The following is a 19,648-nucleotide window of genomic DNA, read 5'->3' on the forward strand; positions in this document are numbered from 1 at the left end:
GATGGGACGGGTACGGCGGGCCCGGTCGGCAGGGGCCGCCGCCGCGCGGGCTCGGGGAGGGGGTGCGCATGCAGGTCGACGCGCGCGGTCGCGCCCGCAGGCGGGTGCGGCTGGTCGTGGCCGTGCTCGTGCCCGTCGGGCTGGCCCTGTCGCTGCTCGCCTCCGCGTTCGACGCGCACCAGCAGCAGGACCGCGCGGAGCAGGCGACGCGCGCCGACCTCGCCGTGTCCGCGGAGGCCCTGGTGGCGCGGCTCGGCGGTCAGGTCCGGGTGGCGTCCACGTCGGCGTCCCTCCTGACGCCCGCCGCGGGCGCGGCGTGGGACGACGCCGCGGCGGCCTGGGAGGGCCACCTGCGGGTGCTGGCGGGCGCACCCGCGCTCGAGGCCGACCCCGCGGCACGGCCCGGCTCCGGGCCGGTCCTCACCTCGGGCGTCGCGTGGCTCCCGGCGCCCGCGAGCCCGGCGGACCGCGCCGGGCCCGTCGACCTGCGACCCACGGGGGCGGCGTCGGTGCCGGGGGAGGTGCACGCCGCCCGCGTCGTCCGGCTCGGGCCCTCCTCGCTGCTCGACGCGCTGGCGTCCGGCGTCGGCGACGCCGACGGGGCGGCGGCGGTCGCCGGCGCGCTCGCGGCCGCGCGCGACTCCGGCCAGCCGGTGCTGAGCGCGCCGTACCGGGCCACGTCGCCCGCGCTCGACTCCTCCGACGCGGGCAAGCTGGCGCGGGCGGGCGCCGCCCAGCAGGCCGAGGCCGCGATCGCGGTGCCCGTCTTCGACTCCCCGGAGGCGCCGGGGAGCGAGGGCGAGCGCCGGCGCCGGCTGCTCGGCTGGACCGTCACGACGTTCGCCGTCGCGCCGCTGCTCGACGCGGTGACCGCCCGGCCCCGCGACGCCGCCGTCGTCAGCGACGGCGCCACGGTCCTCGGCGTGCTCGCCGAGGACGGCGACGCGCGCCCCGCCGCGGGCGGCCGGCTCGCCGTGACGGTGCCGGTCGCGGGCCGGACCTGGACGCTCGCCGCGGAGCCGCGGGACGCGGTCGGACCGCTCGCACCGCTCCCGCTGCTCGGGGGCGCGGTGCTGACCGCGCTCGTGGTCGGCCTCATCGCGTCGCGCGCCGCCGCGGAGCTCCGGGCGGTCGAGGTCGCCGCCGACCGCACCCGCGCGCTCGCCGCCCGGACGCGCGACCTCGAGTCGATCACCCGCAACACCCCGGACGCGCTTGCGCGGGTGGACGGCGACGCCCGGCTCCGGTTCGTCAACGAGGCCATGCGCCGCGCCGCCCGCGTCACCGACGCCGACCTCGGCTCCCGGGTCGGCGACCTCGCCGGCCGGTCCCCGGTCATGGACTCCGTGCGGGCGCTCGCGCACCACATGATCGCCATCTCCGAGGACCGCGGCGTCGACGGCGACGCGGACCCGCGCCGTCAGATCAGCATGTCCGCGCAGGTCGGGGGGCACTGGTACGACGTCCGGGCGGTGCCCGAGCGCGGCCCCGACGGCACGGTGGACTCGGTGCTGGTCGTGGCCCGGGACGTCACCCGGTTCCGGGAGGCCCAGGACCGGCTGACGCACGCCGCGACCCACGACCCGCTGACCGGCCTGGCGAACCGGGACCTCGCCCGGGAGCGCGCGGTCGCGGCGCTGGCGACCTCGCGGGCCGGGACCGCGCTGCTGCTGCTCGACCTGGACCGGTTCAAGCTCGTGAACGACTCCTACGGCCACGTGGTCGGGGACCAGCTGCTGCAGCGGGCCGCGGAGCGCGTCGGTGCCGACCTGCCGGACCGGGCGGTCGCCGCGCGGCTGGGCGGCGACGAGTTCGTCGTGCTGCTCCCCGACGCGACCGCGGCCGTCGCCGAGGAGGTCGCCCTGCGGCTCGTCGCCGCCTTCGACGAGCCGTTCGCGGTCCGCGGCGAGGAGTTCGCGGTCGGCTGCTCGGTCGGGGTCGTGCACGCCGAGCCCGGCGGGATCGCGTGGGACGAGCTGCTCCGGTGCGCCGACGTGGCGATGTACCGGGCCAAGGCGGCGGGCGGCGGCTGCCACCAGTGGTACGAGGACCACGGCGCCGACCACGCGCGGCAGCGGCTGACCATGGCCGCCGACCTGCGCCGCGCCGTCGACGAGGGCGAGCTGTCCCTCGTCTACCAGGCCGAGGTGGACCTGGTCACCGGCCGGGTCGAGGGGGTCGAGGCGCTCATGCGCTGGACCAGCCGCACCCGCGGACCCGTCTCGCCCGCCGAGTTCATCCCGGTCGCCGAGGAGACCGGCCTGATCGGCGAGCTCGGCGCCTGGGCGCTGGACCGCGCGCTCGCGGAGGTCACCGCGCACAACCGCGGCACCGGCGCCGGGCTGCGGGTCTGGGTGAACGTGTCGCCCCGGCAGTTCGCCGCGGGGCAGGACCGGGCCGACCTCATCACCCTGGTCGTGGACCTGCTCGCCGCGTACGACGCGCCCGCGAGCTGGCTCGGCATCGAGGTCACCGAGAGCGCGCTCGCGGACGACGCCCGGGCGGTGCCGATGCTGCGCGCGCTGCGGGAGATCGGCGTCGGCGTCGCCATCGACGACTTCGGCACCGGGTACTCGTCGCTGTCCCGGCTGCACGACTACCCCGTCACGCTGCTCAAGATCGACCAGTCGTTCGTGCAGGAGCTCGGCGGGTCCGGCGCGGCCGGCCCGCGGGCGGCGGGCGTGGTCGAGGCGGTCGTCGCGCTGGGCCGGTCGCTGGGCGCCGACGTCATCGCCGAGGGCGTGGAGGACGAGGCCCGGTACGCCGCGCTGCGCTCGCTGGGCTGCGACCTGGCGCAGGGCTACCTGTTCGGCAGGCCCTGCGCCTTCGCCGACGCCGTCCGCCCGGTCGAGGTGCCGGGGCCGGTGCTCCCCGGCATGGTCGGGGCGAGGCTGCCCGGGCCGCGCTGAGCCGCCGGCTGCTGGAGCAGCATCCAGGTCGAGCACGCCGCGGCGAGCAGCGGCACGGCCAGGCCGATGCCGGTCGCCGGGACGACCACACCCGAGTCGTTGAGCGCGAAGCCGACGCCGAGCGTGACGGCGAGCGCGACCAGGCCCTTCATCAGCATCGGGGCGTCGGTGCCGATCTGGCGGAGCGGCGCGCCCGCGGACAGCCACGCGTACGGGCCGCCGTCGGGGGCGCTCACGGCCGAGCGGGCGGGGCGGCCGACCAGCAGCACCACGAGCAGGAGGCCGCCGATCGCGAGCAGCGTCTGCTCGCTGCCGAACAGGATGCGCAGGTTGGTCTCGCCCTTGCGCACCACCACCGTCCACAGGCCGCCGTCGAGCACGGTCTCGATGAACGCACCCAGGTGGGTGCGCTGGTCCGCGGGCCGCAGCCAGTCCGCCAGCGCGATGCCGACGACGGTGACCACGCCGGCGGCCAGGACCGCGACCACGCGGCGCCAGGTCAGCCGGACGCCGGCGGCGAGCAGGGCCAGGATCGCGAACCCGGGGACCAGCGCCGGGGGTCCGCCGAAGTCCGCGCCGATCGAGGGGGCGCCGTCGATCACCACCGCGACCAGGCCGACGGCGGCGACCACCGCGACGGCGAGGCCGCGCCGCCCGGCGCGCAGCAGCGGGTCGGCGAACGCCACCGCCGTGAGCACCATGGCCGTCGCGAACAGCGCGAACGCCGGGTTCCCGAAGCCGTAGAACCGCCCGGCGACCAGCGAGCCCGGTCCCATCATCGAGTCGAGCGCGAGGCGGGCGCCGGTGGCGACGTCGACCGCGAGCACGAGCGCCGTGAGGCCGCCGACGGCGCCCATCGGGCCGAGCAGCCGCCCGCGCCACCAGGGCGGCCCGAGCGTGACCGCGACGATCGCCGCGACGAACAGCGCGACCACGCCGGCGAGCGCCCACGCGGGGTCGCCCGACCGCCACCAGGGCAGCAGGTTGGCGAGGAAGGTCGAGACCGGCACCGCCGCGACCGCGACGGCCCCGATCCGCAGGCCGTGCAGCACGCGGCGCGGGTGCCCGGCCCCGGGCGGCCGGCGGCGCAGCCGGGCGAGCAGGCCGGACCACCACAGCCGCACCCGGTTGTTGAGCCCGACCACGACCAGCAGGTACAGCGCCAGGTTCAGGCCGACCCAGAGCACGTAGAACCCGCCGACCAGCGGCGCGGCCGCCTGGGCGTGCCGGTTCTGGTCGATGAGGTACGCCACCCGCGCGCCGGCCGTCGCGTCGTCGGGGCTGTACCGGATCAGCGAGCCGACGAGCGCGCCGGTCGGCGCCTGGTCGCGGATCCCCAGCGCCTCGAGCACGGTCGGGGCGATGTCGGTGGTCTGCAGGAAGCCGTCCTGCCGGGTCGACGAGGAGCCGATGAGACCGCCCTCGTAGCGCCCGCCGTCCGGCGTCGGGCCCGCCGCCGCCGCGACCTGCAGGTTCGCGCGGCGGTTGGAGTCCGCGACCGAGAACAGCAGGACGGTCGCGTCGTCGTCCGCGTCGGCGACGGCGTCCAGCACCGCCCCGATGCGCGCGTCGATGTCCTGCACCTGCTCGGCCCGGGTGGGCTCGATCACCACGTCCGTCCCGGACAGCGGCGGCTCGTCCTGGTTGTCCGCCGGGGCGTCGGCGTCCCCGTCGGACCGGCCGCGGGTCTGGTAGCCCGGGTCCCGCACGGTGCCGGCGTCGACGACCACGAGCTGCGAGCCCTCGAGCCCGGTCGCGACGGCGCCCTCCAGCGCGGAGGTGCCGGCCGGCGCGCGCACGTGCGTGCCGACGGGCGTGCCGTCCGCGTCGGAGAGCGCGATCGCGGCACCCGGCCCGATGCCCGTGGCGGTCACGCCCGCCGCGGCGACGGTGTCGCCCAGCAGGCCCAGCCGGGAGTCGTACGACGAGGCCGACATCGCCTCCTGGTAGTCGGCCCAGCCGGGCACCGCGCCGTTCGCCAGCGGGTCGCGCAGCGTGCGGCACGTGCCGTCCGCGACCGCCAGGTCCGTCGCGCGGCCGCCGGCCGAGACCGCCAGCCAGCCCATCGACGGGCAGGTGAACGAGATCGCGCTGCGCACGACCGTGGTGCCCAGCGACGCGCTCCGGGACAGCTCCCACAGAGCGGGCGTGGTCAGCGAGCCGAGGTCGTCCCAGCGGAGGCCGGCGACCCCGACGAGGACCACGGGGGCGCGGTCCGCAGCCTCGTCCGCACCGTCCGCCGCCGCGGCCCGGGGAGCGGCGGCGACCCAGCCCGCGGCGACCGTCAGCAGCGCCGCCAGCGCCGCGGCGACCACCCGGGCGGTGGCGGGTCGGGCGGGCGCGGGGCGGGCAGCCGCGCGCGGCTGAGGCGTGGACAGGGGCACCGGCCCAGGGTACGGGCGCACTACTGTCGGTGGCGTCGTGGCGAGCGACTCCCCGCGGCACGTCCACCCGCGCCGCACAGCCCGCGCACGCCCCGGCCACACCCGTCGCGCGCCCGCGCGGCGGCCGTCCCCAGGAGGTCCACGATGCCGCGTCCGCGCTACGCCTACCTCGGCCCCGCGGGCACGTTCACCGAGGTGGCGCTGCGGCAGGTCGCCGGCCCCGAGGAGGCGGAGTACCTGCCGCAGACCGACGTGGTCAGCGCGATCGAGGCGGTCCGGTCCGGCGCGGCCGACCACGCCGTGGTCGCCATCGAGAGCACCATCGAGGGCGGCGTCACCGCCACGCTCGACGCGCTCGCGGTGGGGGACCCGCTGGTGCTGCAGCGCGAGGTGCTCGTGCCGGTCGGCTTCACGCTGGTCGGGCGGCCCGGGGTGGCGCTCGCGGACGTCCGCCGGGTCGCCGCCCACCCGCACGCCTGGGTGCAGTGCCGCCGCTGGCTCGGGGAGCACGCGCCGCGCGCCGTGCACCTGCCCGCGACGTCCAACACCGCGCCCGCCGCGCTGCTGGCCGAGGCCGGCGCCGGCGCGGACGGCGGGGCGCTGGGCTTCGACGCCGCGCTCGTGCCGCCCGCCGCGCCCGCGCACTACGGGCTCGAGGGCCAGGTGCTCGCCGAGGGCGTCGCGGACAACCCGAACGCCGTCACCCGGTTCGTCGTCGTCGGCCGCCCGGGGGAGGTCCCGCCGCCGACGGGCGCCGACAAGACCACCCTGGTCGTGCACCTGCCGAGCAACGAGGCCGGCGCGCTGCTCACGATGCTCGAGCAGTTCGCGGCCCGCGGCGTGAACCTGTCCCGGATCGAGTCCCGGCCGATCGGCGACTCGCTCGGGCGGTACTCGTTCTCGATGGACGCCGAGGGGCACATCTCCGAGGAGCGGATGGGCGAGGCGTTCATGGGCCTGCACCGGGTGTGCCCGCACGTGCGCTACCTGGGCTCCTACCCGCGGGCCGACCGGCGGGCCGCGGACGTGCACATCGGCACGGCGGACGCCGACTTCCGCACGGCCCGCGACTGGCTGCGCTCGGTGCGCGGGGGCGCGTCGGTCTGAGCCGCGCGGGGCGCCGTCAGGCCTTCGCGACCCGGACGACCAGCGCGCCGGGCTCGACCCGCGCCGACAGCTCGGTGACCTGGCCGATCACGTCGCCGTCCACCTGCACGTACTCGCCGCCGGACACCTCGACGTGCACCTCGCGGGCGCGGGCGTGGTCGATCCGGCCGATCTTCGCGGGCAGCTGGCTGCGGACGCCGACGCCCTGCAGCACCACCTCGCCGAACAGCTGCGCCCAGCCCGCGACGCCGCCGCGGGTGTCGATCGCCGCGACGTCGAGCCAGCCGTCGTCCAGCACCGCGTCCGGCAGCAGCGTGATCCCGCCGGGCAGCCGGCCGCAGTTGCCGATGAGCAGGCTGCGCACCCGCGCGGGCTCGCCCGGCGCGTCGTCCAGCCGGACCGTGGTCCGCAGCCGGCGGCCGTGCAGGTGCTTGATGCCGGCGACGAAGTAGGCGACCCAGCCGACCCTCGCCTTGAGCTCGTCGTCCGCGTCGGCGACCATCGCCGCGTCGAAGCCCACCCCGGCGATCACCAGGAAGATGTGGTCCCGCGGGACGTCGGTGTCCGCGGGCAGGTCGTCGGCCGCCTCCGCGATGTCGTCGTCGACGCCGGACTCGTACTTCAGCACCTTCAGCCAGCCGACGTCGATCGTGCGGTCGGTGCCGTCGAGCGCGATCTGCAGCGCGGCCAGCGGGTCGCCGATCGGGATGTCGAGGTTCCGCGCGAGGAGGTTCCCGGTGCCGACCGGCACGAGGCCCATCGGCACGCCGGTACCGACCAGCGCCTCGGCCACGGCGCGCACCGTGCCGTCGCCGCCCAGCGCCACGACGATGTCCGCGCCGCGCGCGACCGCGTCCTTGGTCTGCCCGATGCCGGGGTCCTCCAGGGTGGTCTCGAGCCACAGCGGCTCGGGGAGGTACTGCTCGGCGCACGCGCGGCGGACGGTCGCCCGCAGATCGGGCACGTCGGGCTTCGACGGGTTGGCCACGAAGGCGACGAGAGGGCGGTGCGGCTCCGGCTGCGCGGGGGTGGTCACGGAGGCGTGGTGGCTCGCCGCGGTCCCGAGGATCCCGGCGGCGCGGCGGGCGCGGCGCTCGGCGGCGGTCGCGCGCCACGCGACCACGGCGACGACGAGAGCGGCGACGGACAGCGCGGCGGCGGCGACGGCCAGCCATCCCTCCCAGGTCATGCCCAGAATCTACGCGCCGGGGGTGGGCCGCCGCCTCCGGTTCGCGGCGCGGCCCCGCGGCGGCGGTCGGTAGGCTCGGGAGCGTGATCGATCTCAAGCTGCTGCGCCAGGACCCGGACGTCGTGCGCGCGAGCCAGGTGGCCCGCGGCGACGACCCGGCCCTGGTGGACCAGGTGCTCGACGCGGACGCCCGGCGGCGTGCCGCGCTCACCGACTTCGAGAGCCTGCGCGCGGAGCAGAAGGCGCTCGGCAAGAAGGTCGCCTCCGCGCAGGGCGAGGAGAAGCAGTCCCTGCTCGCGCACGCGAAGCAGCTCGCGGAGCAGGTCAAGGCGCTCCAGGCCGACGCCGACGCCGCGGACGAGCTCGCGACCGAGCTGGCCCGCCGCATCGGCAACGTCGTCGAGGACGGCGTCCCCGCGGGCGGCGAGGACGACTACGTGGTCCTGCGGCACGAGGGCACGCCCCGCGACTTCGGCGCCGAGTACGGCGCCGAGTTCGCCGTCCGCGACCACCTGGAGCTGGGTGAGGGCCTGCGAGCGATCGACACCGAGCGTGGCGCGAAGGTGTCCGGCGCCCGGTTCTACTACCTGACTGGCATCGGCGCCCGCCTGGAGCTCGCCCTGCTGAACGCGGCCGTCGACCTCGCGCTGAAGTCGGGCTTCACGCCGGTCATCACGCCGACGCTGGTCAAGCCCGAGGTCATGGCCGGCACCGGGTTCCTCGGCGCGCACGCGGACGAGATCTACCGCCTGGAGGCCGACGACCTGTACCTGGTCGGCACCTCCGAGGTCGCACTCGCCGGCTACCACTCGGGCGAGATCCTCGACCTGTCGGCCGGCCCGCTGCGGTACGCCGGCTGGTCGGCCTGCTACCGCCGCGAGGCCGGGTCCTACGGCAAGGACACCCGCGGCATCATCCGGGTGCACCAGTTCCACAAGGTCGAGGCCTTCTCCTACACGACCGTCGAGGACGCCGCGGACGAGCACCGCCGGATCCTCGGCTGGGAGGAGGAGATGCTCCGCCTCGTCGAGCTGCCGTACCGGGTCATCGACACCGCGGCGGGCGACCTCGGGTCGAGCGCGGCCCGCAAGTTCGACTGCGAGGCGTGGCTGCCCAGCCAGGAGCGGTTCCTGGAGCTCACCTCGACCTCCAACTGCACGACGTTCCAGGCGCGCCGGCTCGGGGTGCGCGAGCGCACCGCCGACGGCGAGGTCCGGCCGGTCGCGACGCTGAACGGCACGCTCGCGACCACCCGGTGGATCGTCGCGATCCTCGAGAACCACCAGCAGGCCGACGGCTCGGTGCGGGTCCCGGAGGGCCTGCGGCCGTACCTCGGCGGCCTCGAGGTGCTGGAGCCCGTGGGGGGCGGATCCCGATGACGCACCCGCGCACGGCGGCCGGCACGCTCGTCGCCCTCGACGTCGACGGCACGCTGCTGTCCTACGACGGCGCGGTGTCGCCCGCCGTGCGCGAGGCCGTGGCCGCGGTCCGCGACGCGGGCGCGCACGTCGTGCTCGCGACCGGCCGCGGCGTGCGCAGCGCGGTGCCGGTGGCCACCGACCTCGGGATCACGACCGGCTGGGTCGTGTGCTCGAACGGCGCCGTGACCGCGCGCCTCGACCCGGAGGCCCCGCAGGGCTACGAGGTCACGAGCACGACCACCTTCGACCCCGAGCCCGCGCTCCGGGTGCTGCAGGCCGAGCTGCCCGACGCGCTGTTCGCCGTCGAGGACCTGGGCCACGGCTTCCGGGTGTCCCGGCCGTTCCCCGACCACGAGCTCACCGGCGACCAGACGGTGCTGCCGTTCGACGAGCTCGTCGCGCAGCCCGCCACCCGCGTCGTCGTGCGGGACCCGGGCAGCACCCCCGAGGAGTTCCGCGAGCTCGTCGAGCGCGTCGGCCTGCACCAGGTGTCCTACGCGGTCGGCTGGAGCGCCTGGCTCGACCTGACCCCCGGTGGCGTCTCCAAGGCGAGCGCCCTGGAGGAGCTGCGTCGCGACCTGGGCGTCGAGCCGTTCGCGACCGTCGCGGTCGGCGACGGCGGCAACGACGTCGAGATGCTCCGCTGGGCCGCGCGCGGCGTCGCGATGGGGCACGCGCCCGAGTTCGTGCGGCTCGCGGCCGACGAGGTCACGGGCACGGTCGAGGACGACGGCGTGGTCGCCGTGCTGCGGACCGTCGGGCACGCGCCGGCCTGACGCGGGGCGGAAAGCGGTAGCGCTCCCACGGCAACCGGTCGCCCGACAGGGTGGACCGCCGCCTCCCTGGCGGAGCACAATCCCCGCCATGGCGCACGGCATCGTCGACGTGGCCCGGGCTGCCGGGGTGTCCACCGCGACCGTGTCGCGCGCGCTGCGCGGCCTGCCGAACGTCACCGCCGCCACGCGCGAGCGGGTGCGCCGGGCCGCCGACGAGCTGGGGTACGTGCCGTCGCCGTCCGCCGCGTCGCTCGCCTCGGGGCGGACGCGGACGATCGGCCTCATCACGCCGTGGGTCGCGCACTGGTTCTTCGCGAACGTGATCGAGGGCGCGGAGCGGTCCCTGCGGGTCGAGGACTTCGACGCGCTGCTCTACACGTTCGAGGTGTCTCGGGAGGTCCGGCGGCTGCGGCTGGACCCGGACGTGCTGCGCCGCCGCGTCGACGGCGTGCTGGTCGTGGGGCTCCCGCTCGAGGCGGAGGAGGTCGCGCTGCTCGACGAGCTCGGCTACCCGCTGGTGTTCGTCGGCGCGGGCGCGCCGGGCCACGTCACCGTCGGGCTGGATGACGTCGGCACCGCGCGCCGCGCGGTCACGCACCTGGCGGACCTCGGCCACACCGTGATCGCGCACCTGTCGGGGGAGCCGGACGACACCCTGCCGTGGTCGCCGGCCGTGCGCCGGGCCGAGGGCTGGCGCGCCGAGCTGGCCGCGCGCGGGCTGGCGACCGAGGGCCTCGAGGTGCACGGGCACTTCGACGTCCGGGGCGGCCGCGCGTCGATGCACGCGCTGCTGGACCGGCGCCCCGACGTGACGGCGGTGTTCGCGGCGTCGGACGAGATGGCGATGGGCGCGCTGCTGGCGCTGCGGGACCGCGGCCTGCGGGTGCCCGAGGACGTGTCGGTCGTCGGCGTCGACGGGCACGACATGGGCGAGCACCTCGGCCTGACCACGATGGTGCAGAACGCGCAGGAGCAGGGGGTCACCGCGGCGTCCATGCTGCTGGAGATGATCACCGGCGCGCCGGTGCCGGAGGAGGTCGTGTTCCCGACGGTGCTGGTCGAGCGCGGGTCGACGGCGAGGCCATGGGGACGAACCGGGACGAGCCGGAATCGGGCCGACCGCGCGTCCATGTGACCAAATCGTGACAAGTCGGAACCCGTCAGGTGGTTGTGCGCCAGCCATGTAAACGCTTGCATATGACCCACGCACCGAGGCGTACCCGCCTCGGCCCGCAACCACGACGAGGTGGAGGCAGACGCATGATGAGGATCCGTCGTCGCGGCGCGAGCGCCGCAGTGGCCGGCGGGCTCGGGCTGGCGCTCGCGCTCACGGCTTGTTCCGGCGACTCCGGCGACTCCGGTGACGGGGGCACCAGCGGCGGCGGCGACACCGACGCCGCGAACGAGATCGACTGCTCCGTGTTCGACGAGTTCGGCGACCTCGACGGCACGACCGTCTCGGTCTACACGTCGATCGTCGAGCCCGAGCAGCAGACGCAGGAGGACTCCTACGACCCGTTCGAGGAGTGCACCGGCGTCACCGTCGAGTACGAGGGCTCGCGCGAGTTCGAGGCGCAGCTGCTCGTCCGCATCCAGGCCGGCAACGCGCCCGACATCGCGTACCTCCCGCAGCCCGGTCTGCTGAACACGATCGTCACGGACTTCCCGGACGCGATCGTCCCGGCGCCGGACGCCACCGTCGCGAACGTCGACGAGTTCTTCAGCGAGTCGTGGAAGGAGTACGGCACCGTCGACGGGACGTTCTACGCGGCCCCGCTGGGCTCCAACGTGAAGTCGTACGTCTGGTACTCGCCCTCGATGTTCGAGGACGCCGGCTACGAGGTCCCCGAGACCTGGGACGACCTGATCGCCCTGTCCGACCAGATCGTCGAGGACGGCGCCATGCCGTGGTGCGCGGGCGTCGAGTCCGGTGACGCCACCGGCTGGCCGGGCACCGACTTCATCGAGGACATCGTGCTCCGCACCGCCGGGCCCGAGGTCTACGACCAGTGGTACACGCACGAGATCCCGTTCAACGACCCCCAGATCATCGAGGCCTGGGACACCGCGGGCGAGATCCTGAAGAACGACGAGTACGTGAACGCCGGCCTCGGCGGCGTCGACTCGATCGCCACCACGCCGTGGACGGACGCGGGCTTCCCGATCCTCGACGGCACCTGCTGGCTGCACCGCGCGGCGAACTTCTACCAGACCCAGTGGCCCGAGGGCACCGAGGTCGCGCCGGACGGCGACGTCTACGCCTTCTACCTGCCGACCAACCAGACCGACATCAAGCCGGTCCTGGGCGGCGGCGAGTTCGTGGCGGCGTTCGACGACCGTCCCGAGGTGCAGGCGTTCCAGACCTACCTGTCGAGCGCGGACTGGGCCAACACCAAGGCCAAGACCACCCCGATGGGCGGCTGGGTCAGCGCCAACAACGGTCTGGACCCCGAGAACCTGGCCACCGAGTTCGACCAGCTGTCGGCCGAGATCCTCGCCGACCCGAACTCCGTGATCCGGTTCGACGCGTCCGACCTGATGCCGGGCGAGGTCGGCGCCGGCACCTTCTGGACCGCGATCGTCAACTGGCTGACCGGCACCTCCACGGAGGACGCCGCGAAGTCCGTCGAGGACTCCTGGCCCGCCGGATCCTGACGGGTCGGGCATCGATCGACTGATCGGCTGACGGCCCGCCCGGCGGGGCGCGGGGGCACCACCCCCCGTCCCGCCGGGCGGGCCCGTCCGGTTCGGAGGCGTACATGAGCTGGTTGACGAGCGCGAGCTCGGTGGGCGAGAAGTTCGCCCTGATGTTCTTGGCGGTCGCGCTGTTCGTGGTCGTCATGGGCGCGATCCTGTTCCTGGTGGACCGGCCCAAGCGGGTCCCCCGGTGGGTCGTCGCCGCGGCGTTCGCGGGACCCGCGCTGCTGCTGCTGGCGTGGGGCCTCGTGCGGCCCGCGGTGCTGACCCTGTGGAACTCGTTCTTCGACAAGCGGGGCAACGAGTTCATCGGCGTGGACAACTACACCCGGGTGCTCACGGGCGGGCAGTTCCAGAGCGTGCTCACCAACACCGCGATCTGGGTGATCCTGGTGCCGATCGCGTCGACGCTGATCGGCCTGGTCTACGCCGTGCTGGTCGACCGCACGCGGTTCGAGAAGCTCGCCAAGGCGCTGGTGTTCATCCCGATGGCGATCTCGATGGTCGGCGCGTCGATCATCTGGAAGTTCGTCTACGAGTTCAAGCCGGACCAGCCCGGTGTGAAGCAGACCGGTCTGCTCAACCAGGTGCTGGTCTGGGTCGGCCTGGAGCCGCAGCAGTTCCTCATCAACTCCCCGTGGAACACGGTGTTCCTCATCGTGGTGATGGTGTGGATCCAGACCGGTTTCGCGATGACCGTGCTGTCGGCGGCCATCAAGGCGATCCCGGACGACATCGTCGAGGCCGCGCGCCTGGACGGGCTCGGCGGGATGCGGATGTTCCGCTACATCACCGTGCCGTCCATCCGGCCGGCGCTGGTGGTCGTCCTCACCACGATCGCGATCGGCACGCTCAAGGTGTTCGACATCGTCCGCACCATGACCGGCGGGCAGTTCAACACGCAGGTCATCGCGAACGAGTTCTACACGCAGGCGTTCCGGCAGAACAACCAGGGGCTCAGCGCCGCGCTCGCGGTGATCCTGTTCATCCTGGTCGTGCCGATCGTCGTCTACAACGTGCGGCAGCTGCGCAAGTCGGAGGAGATCCGATGACCACCACCCCGCTCCCCCCGACCGGGCCGTTCGCCGAGGCGTTCGAGGAGACCGCCGACGCCGGCGGCGAGCCGGGACGCCAGCGCCGGCTGAGCCGCCTCGAGCGGCGCGCGATCGCGACCAAGGGCCGGCTGTCCTCCCCGTGGGCGTCGTTCGCGGCGATCCTCATCGCGATCCTGTGGACGATCCCGTCGGTGGGCCTGCTCGTCACGTCGTTCCGGCCCGAGCTCGACATCCGCCGCTCCGGCTGGTGGACCGTGTTCGGCGGGCTGTTCAACGGCGAGGCCGAGTTCACGCTCGACAACTACGACCAGGCGCTGTTCGGCTCCGGGGCGAACCTGGCGACGTACTTCGTCAACTCGTTCGTGATCACGATCCCCGCGGTGATCATCCCGATCACGATCGCCCTGCTCGCGGCGTACGCGTTCGCGTGGATCGACTTCAAGGGCCGCAACATCCTGTTCGTCGCGGTGTTCGCGCTGCAGATCGTCCCGCTGCAGGTGGCGCTCGTGCCGCTGCTGCGCGACTACGTGAGCGCGGGCGTCGCCGGGTCGTTCTGGACGGTCTGGCTGTCGCACTCGATCTTCGGCCTGCCGCTGGCGATCTTCCTGCTGCACAACTTCATGAAGGACATCCCGTCGTCCCTCGTGGAGGCCGCCCGCGTCGACGGCGCGGGGCACGTGAAGATCTTCTTCCGGGTGCTGCTGCCGCTGCTGGTCCCGGCCATCGCGGCGTTCGGCATCTTCCAGTTCCTCTGGGTCTGGAACGACCTGCTGGTCGGCCTGACGTTCGCGTCGCCGAACTCCCGGCCGCTGACCGTGGCGGTCGCCGAGATGGCGGGCAGCCGCGGCGGCGACTGGCACGTGCTGACCGCCGGGGCGTTCATCTCCATGGTGGTGCCGCTCATCGTGTTCATCTCGCTGCAGCGGTACTTCGTGCGCGGCCTCCTGGCGGGCTCCGTCAAGGGCTGACCCCCGGGCACGCACCCCGCGAGTGGAGCGTTCTGCCCGACACGCACCGGCGTGTCCGGCAGAACGCTCCACTGCCGTGCGGGCCCGTAGAGTGCGTGGGCGATGAGCGGACGAGCGGGCGGCGTGGTGGGGCGGGTGCCGGCGCCGGCGCTGTTCGCCGTCTCCGGCCTCGCGCAGTACGGCGGCGCCGCGCTCGCGGTCGCGCTGTTCGCCGTGATCCCGTCGCCGACCGTCGCCTGGCTCCGGATCGCCGTCGCCGCGCTGGTGCTGCTGGCCTGGCGCCGCCCCTGGCGCGCGCGGTGGACCCGGGCCGACCTCGGCGCGGCCGCGGCGTTCGGCGTGGTGCTCGCCGCGATGAACGTGTCCTTCTACGTCGCCATCGACGTGCTGCCGCTCGGCACTGCCGTGGCGATCGAGTTCCTCGGGCCCGTCGCCGTCGCCGCGGTCACCGGGCGGACCTGGCGGGAGCGGCTCGGCATCGTCGTCGCGGCGCTCGGGGTCGTGCTGCTCGCCGGGGTGGAGCTCAGCACCGGCGGCGAGGACTCGGTGCGGGGGCTGGTCGCCATCGGCATCGCCGCGGCGTGCTGGGCGGGGTACATCCTGCTCGGGCGCCGGGTGGCCCACGGGGCGCGGCGGCCTGCGGGGGACGCCGGCGCGGCCGACCCGGACGGCGAGCGTCCCGCACCCGACGGCATCGCCTCGCTCGCGGTCGGCATGACCGCCGGGGCCCTCGTCGGTGCGCCCTTCCTCGCCGCGCCGGCCGCGCCGGTGCTGACCGACGTCGGCCTGGCGCTCGCCGTCGTCGGCATCGCGGTGCTGTCCTCGGTCGTCCCGTACGCGATCGAGCAGGTCGTGCTCCGCCGGGTCACCGCGGCGACGTTCGCCGTGCTGCTGGCGATGCTGCCCGCGACCGCCGCGGTGGTCGGCGCCGTCGCGCTGCGGCAGTGGCCCCACGGCTGGGAGGTCGTCGGGCTGCTGTGCGTGTCGGTGGCGATCGTGCTGACCGCGACGCGCCGTGCACCGGGGGAGACCACGGAGCCGGCCTCGGCCGAGCGGCAGGCCTAGAGGTACTGCCCGGGCCCCTGGTCCGCCGTCGGCGCCCCCGGGACGCCGCCCGGGCCGACCGGACCGGCCGGGCCGTGCCCGCCCGGCAGCGCCCGCCGCATCTGCGTGAGCTGAGCCTGGGCCGCCATCTGCTGCGCCACCAGCGCGGTCTGGATGCCGTGGAACAGGCCCTCGAGCCAGCCGACCAGCTGGGCCTGCGCGATCCGCAGCTCGGCGTCGCTCGGCGTCTGCTCGTCGGCGAACGGCAGCGTGATCCGGTGCAGCTCGTCGATCAGCTCGGGGGAGAGCCCGTCCTCGAGCTCGCGGAGCGACCGCTCGTGCACCTCGGCGAGCCGGGCGCGGGCGGCCTCGTCGAGCGGGGCGCTGCGCACCTCGTCGAGCAGCTGCTTGATCATCGTGCCGATCCGCATGACCTTCGCGGGCTGGCCGACCGAGGCGGCGGCCTCCTCGGCCGCGTCCGCCTGCCCCTCGGCTCCCGCGGACGCGCGGGCCCCGCCGTCCTGGTCGTCGGGGTCGCCGGAGCCGCCGCCGAGCACGACGACGCGGGGGCGCTGCGGGCCCGTGCTGGAGTCGCTCATGCGCGCCATCCTCTCGCGCGCGGGCGCGGACGGCACCCCTGCGCGACCACCGGGCAGGACGCCGCGGTCACGGGACCAGCAGCACCTTGCCGAACACCTCGCCCGAGTCCAGGAGCCGGTGCGCGTCGGCGGCGCGGTCGAGGGGGATGCGCGCGTGCACCACCGGGCGCAGCCGGCCGTCGGACAGCATCGGCCACGCCTGCGCCCGCACGTCCGCGACGATCCGCTCCTTCTCCGCGAGCGGGCGGGCGCGCAGGGTGGTGCCGATGACGCTGCCGCGCCGGGCCATGAGGAGGCCCAGGTCCAGCTCGCCCCGCGACCCGCGCTGGGTGCCGATGACGACGAGCCGGCCGCCGGTGGCCAGCGCCGCCAGGTTCGTCGCGAGCCCGCCCGCGCCCAGGACGTCGAGGACGACGTCCGCGCCGTGCCCGTCCGTCGCCGCGCGCACCGCCTCGGCGACGTCCTGCGTGCGGTGGTCGACGACGGTGCGGGCGCCCAGCTCCCGGCACCGCTCCGCCCGCTCCGCCCCGCCGGCGGTCGCGACGACGTGGGCGCCGAGCGCGGCGCCCAGCTGCACGGCGACCGACCCGACACCCCCGGAGCCGCCCTGGACCAGCAGCACGTCGCCGGCCGCGAGCCGCCCCGCGTCGACGACGTTCGTCCACGAGGTGAGCAGCGCCTCCGGCAGCCCGGCGGCGTCCACGAGGTCGACGTCGTCCGGCACGGGCAGCAGCAGGCCTGCCGGCACGGTCACGGCCGTCGCGTAGCCGCCGCCGGGCAGCAGCGCCGCGACCCGGGCGCCGAGCGGCCACACGGCGGCGTCGACTCCGGGCCCGTGACCTGCGACGACGCCCGAGACCTCGAGGCCCGGCCAGTCGGGCGCACCGGGCGGCGGCGGGTACCTGCCCTCGCGCTGCAGCAGGTCCGCCCGGTTCACGCCGGCGGCCGCGACGCGCACCAGCACCTCGCCGGGACCGGGCTCCGGGTCGGGCCGCTCGGCCACCTGCAGCTGCTCCGGTCCGCCCGGGCTCTTGACCTGCACCACGTCCATCGTGCGAGCCTACGCACCGTGTCGTCGCAGGACACGGGTGGATGAATCCTGCCGATGCGCTCATGTGGCGGCCCGGTGGCGCCGATGAGGTTCGGACGGGGGCCCTCCACGGGTGCCTTGACCTGGGCGTGCCCGCACGGCCAGGTGGGACGCGAGGATCGGGAGGCAGGTCGACATGCTGCGCAGGCTCGGCATCCGCACCAAGGTGCTGGCGGTCCTCGCGCTGCCCGTGCTCGTCCTGCTGCTGACCGCGGCCTACATCACCACCCAGTCGGTGGGCGAGGCGCGCACCGCCGCCACCGTGCGCGACGTCGTGACGGTCATGCCGCTCTACGCCCGCGCGGCCGAGGCCCTGCAGCAGGAGCGCACGCTCTCGGTGCAGCAGGTCACCGACGCGGACCTCGGCGGCAACCTCAGCGCGGCCCGGTCCGCGACGGACGACGCGGTCGCGGCGCTCGGCACCGCGCTGCGCGACATCGACCTGTCGACCCTGGACGCCCGCGTGGCCGACTCCGTCCAGAAGGCGACCGACCAGCACACGCGACTCGTGGAGATCCGCGACCGCGTCGACGCCGACTCCATCCCGGGCACGCTGGTCGACAGCAACTACACCGACATCGTGTCGGCCGACAACGACGTGCCCGTGGTCGTCTCCGAGACGCTGTCGGAGCGGTCCCTGGCGAGCCGCATGTCCGCGTACGGCGCCATCGCCGACACGATCGAGCAGGTGCTCCGCGCCCAGCCGCTCGCGACGAGCGTGCTGAACGCCGACGGCGCGAACTCCTCCGACGTCCGGGAGCTGGCGGCCCTGTTCGCGGTCCAGGACCAGGCCCGGTCCGACGCCCGTGAGCGCACCAACAGCCTCCGCCTGCAGGGCATCCAGCTCAGCTCGCGGGACGCCGACCTCACGGCCATGCAGCTGTCGATGGTGTCCGGCAACGAGCTCACCGTCTCCGCGCTGGACCCCACCCGGTGGAACAGCCTCGTGAACGCGGAGCTCGCCTCGCTGCGCCCCGTGGGCACCGAGCTGCTCGAGTCCGCGACCGAGCGCGCCGACGTGGTGGCCGGCCAGGCGCAGGAGCGCGCGGTCCTCACCGGTGGCATCGCCGCGGCCGCCGCCGTGCTGTCGATCCTCATCGCGCTCGTCGTCTCCCGCGGGATCGTCGTCCCGATGCGCCGCCTGACCGCGGCCGCCGGCACGGTCCGCGAGACGCTGCCCCGCCTGGTCGAGCAGGTGGCCGTCCCGGGCGAGACCCCGGACCTCACCCTGGCGAACATCCCGGTGGAGTCGCAGGACGAGGTCGGTCGGCTGGCCCAGGCGTTCAACGACGTCAACTCGACGACGATCCAGGTCGCCCGCGAGCAGGCCGCCCTCCGCGGCTCCATCGCCGAGATGTTCGTCAACGTCGCCCGCCGCGACCAGGTGCTGCTCGGCCGCCAGCTGTCGTTCATCGACACGCTCGAGCGCTCCGAGGAGGACCCGGCGGTCCTCGCGAACCTGTTCCGCCTGGACCACCTCGCCACGCGTATGCGCCGCAACGCGGAGTCGCTGCTCGTGCTCGCGGGCATCGACTCGGGCCGCCGCCTCCGCGAGGCCATGCCGCTGTCCGACGTGGTCCGCACCGCGTCGTCCGAGATCGAGCAGTACGACCGCGTCCAGCTCGAGCTCGACGCCGACCCGCTGATGCACGGCTTCAACGCCCTGGGCGCCGCGCACCTGCTCGCCGAGCTGCTGGAGAACGCCACGCTGTTCTCCGAGCCGGGCACCCCCGTGGTCGTGCAGACCGGCGTCGAGGGCGACCACGTCGTGGTCCGCATCGTCGACCAGGGCCTGGGCATGTCGCCCGACGAGATCGCGGCCGCGAACGCGACGATCTCCTCGACGTCGCCCACCGAGGCCCTGGGCGCGCAGCGCCTCGGCCTGTTCGTGGTGGCGCGCCTGTCCCAGCGGCTCGGCGCCGAGGTCGTCCTCAAGCGCGCCCAGGGCGAGCTGTCCGGCACGGCCGCGGTCGTCCGGTTCCCGGTCGCGCTGTTCACCGCCAACGACCCGGCGCTCGCCGGGCCCGCCGCCGGCCGCGCCTCCGGCCCGTCCACCGGGTCGCTGCCGACCGTCGAGGCACCCGTCGCCGTCCCGGTCGACCTGGCCGCGCTCACGGACGGCGCGACCCAGACGGGCCTGCCGCGCCGCCGCACCGCCGGCGAGGCGACCCCGGCCGCCGCTCCCGCCGTGCGCTCGGACGTCCCGGCGGAGCAGGACGTGGTCCTGCCGGCCCCGGCCGAGGCCACGCTGGCCCCCGAGGTCGCGGCCGAGGCCGGCGGCTGGACCCCGCTGGTCGCACCCGCCCCCGGCGAGCCGGCCCCGCTGCCCTCACGCGGCGGCCTGCCCTCCCGCGGCGCCCTGCCGTCGCGCACCCCCGCCGCGCCGGCCGACGAGCCCGAGGCCCCGGC

14 protein-coding genes are annotated in these 19,648 nt (G+C 75.4%); 10 read left to right on the forward strand and 4 right to left on the reverse strand.

The genetic code is table 11. The features are described 5' to 3' along the window. Nucleotides 1-68 precede the first annotated feature (68 nt). A complete protein-coding gene (locus tag J5O08_RS14460) occupies nucleotides 69-2,909 on the forward strand; it encodes a bifunctional diguanylate cyclase/phosphodiesterase (protein ID WP_218707583.1) in 2,841 nt (946 codons plus the stop codon). Here J5O08_RS14460 and J5O08_RS14465 read toward each other — a convergent pair. Continuing rightward, nucleotides 2,801-5,293 (reverse strand): hypothetical protein, encoded by a 2,493-nt coding sequence (locus tag J5O08_RS14465; protein ID WP_218707585.1) that lies wholly within the window; start codon nucleotides 5,291-5,293, stop codon nucleotides 2,801-2,803. The two genes, J5O08_RS14460 and J5O08_RS14465, sit on opposite strands and share 109 nt — an antisense overlap. 144 nt (nucleotides 5,294-5,437) lie before the next feature. On the opposite strand from J5O08_RS14465, the gene pheA reads away from it, so the two are divergent. Beyond that, nucleotides 5,438-6,400, forward strand: a complete 963-nt coding sequence (gene pheA / locus J5O08_RS14470) for a prephenate dehydratase (RefSeq protein ID WP_218707587.1) — start codon at nucleotides 5,438-5,440, stop codon at nucleotides 6,398-6,400. A gap of 16 nt (nucleotides 6,401-6,416) precedes the next feature. Here pheA and J5O08_RS14475 read toward each other — a convergent pair whose 3' ends face one another. After that, nucleotides 6,417-7,589 (reverse strand): diacylglycerol kinase family protein, encoded by a 1,173-nt coding sequence (locus J5O08_RS14475; RefSeq protein WP_218707589.1) that lies wholly within the window; start codon nucleotides 7,587-7,589, stop codon nucleotides 6,417-6,419. 83 nt (nucleotides 7,590-7,672) lie between these two features. Between J5O08_RS14475 and serS the strand changes: the two genes are divergently transcribed. The 7 genes from serS to J5O08_RS14510 all read left to right on the forward strand — a co-directional run bounded on the left by serS (nucleotide 7,673) and on the right by J5O08_RS14510 (nucleotide 15,571). Further along, nucleotides 7,673-8,968, forward strand: a complete 1,296-nt coding sequence (gene serS, locus J5O08_RS14480; RefSeq protein ID WP_218707591.1) for a serine--tRNA ligase — start codon at nucleotides 7,673-7,675, stop codon at nucleotides 8,966-8,968. Then, nucleotides 8,965-9,786, forward strand: a complete 822-nt coding sequence (locus tag J5O08_RS14485) for an HAD family hydrolase (protein WP_218707592.1) — start codon at nucleotides 8,965-8,967, stop codon at nucleotides 9,784-9,786. Before serS ends, J5O08_RS14485 begins: the two co-directional genes overlap by 4 nt. A gap of 88 nt (nucleotides 9,787-9,874) precedes the next feature. Continuing rightward, nucleotides 9,875-10,921 carry a LacI family DNA-binding transcriptional regulator gene (locus J5O08_RS14490; protein WP_218707593.1) on the forward strand — a complete coding sequence of 349 codons (1,047 nt, stop codon included), beginning with the start codon at nucleotides 9,875-9,877 and terminating at the stop codon, nucleotides 10,919-10,921. 125 nt (nucleotides 10,922-11,046) lie between these two features. Further along, a complete protein-coding gene (locus J5O08_RS14495) occupies nucleotides 11,047-12,441 on the forward strand; it encodes an ABC transporter substrate-binding protein (protein WP_218707594.1) in 1,395 nt (464 codons plus the stop codon). 104 nt (nucleotides 12,442-12,545) lie between these two features. Then, nucleotides 12,546-13,535 carry a carbohydrate ABC transporter permease gene (locus tag J5O08_RS14500; protein WP_217615539.1) on the forward strand — a complete coding sequence of 330 codons (990 nt, stop codon included), beginning with the start codon at nucleotides 12,546-12,548 and terminating at the stop codon, nucleotides 13,533-13,535. Further along, entirely contained in the window at nucleotides 13,532-14,506 is a 975-nt protein-coding gene (locus J5O08_RS14505; protein ID WP_217615540.1) for a carbohydrate ABC transporter permease, read from the forward strand. The genes J5O08_RS14500 and J5O08_RS14505 overlap by 4 nt, the downstream gene beginning before the upstream one ends. A 135-nt stretch (nucleotides 14,507-14,641) precedes the next feature. Next, nucleotides 14,642-15,571 (forward strand): DMT family transporter, encoded by a 930-nt coding sequence (locus tag J5O08_RS14510; RefSeq protein WP_218707602.1) that lies wholly within the window; start codon nucleotides 14,642-14,644, stop codon nucleotides 15,569-15,571. On the opposite strand, the gene J5O08_RS14515 is transcribed toward J5O08_RS14510, so the two are convergent. Both J5O08_RS14515 and J5O08_RS14520 read right to left on the reverse strand, forming a co-directional pair. Continuing rightward, nucleotides 15,568-16,158, reverse strand: a complete 591-nt coding sequence (locus J5O08_RS14515; protein WP_374225983.1) for a bacterial proteasome activator family protein — start codon at nucleotides 16,156-16,158, stop codon at nucleotides 15,568-15,570. The two genes, J5O08_RS14510 and J5O08_RS14515, sit on opposite strands and share 4 nt — an antisense overlap. Nucleotides 16,159-16,216: 58 nt before the next feature. Continuing rightward, a complete protein-coding gene (locus J5O08_RS14520) occupies nucleotides 16,217-17,200 on the reverse strand; it encodes an NAD(P)H-quinone oxidoreductase (RefSeq protein ID WP_218707596.1) in 984 nt (327 codons plus the stop codon). A gap of 175 nt (nucleotides 17,201-17,375) precedes the next feature. Here J5O08_RS14520 and J5O08_RS14525 point away from each other — a divergent pair. Beyond that, on the forward strand, nucleotides 17,376-19,648 hold a 2,273-nt coding region (locus J5O08_RS14525), incomplete at its 3' end, for a sensor histidine kinase (RefSeq protein ID WP_218707597.1).

Origin of the sequence: Cellulomonas sp. PS-H5 (assembly GCF_019265565.1) — a bacterium.
GTDB lineage: Bacteria > Actinomycetota > Actinomycetes > Actinomycetales > Cellulomonadaceae > Cellulomonas.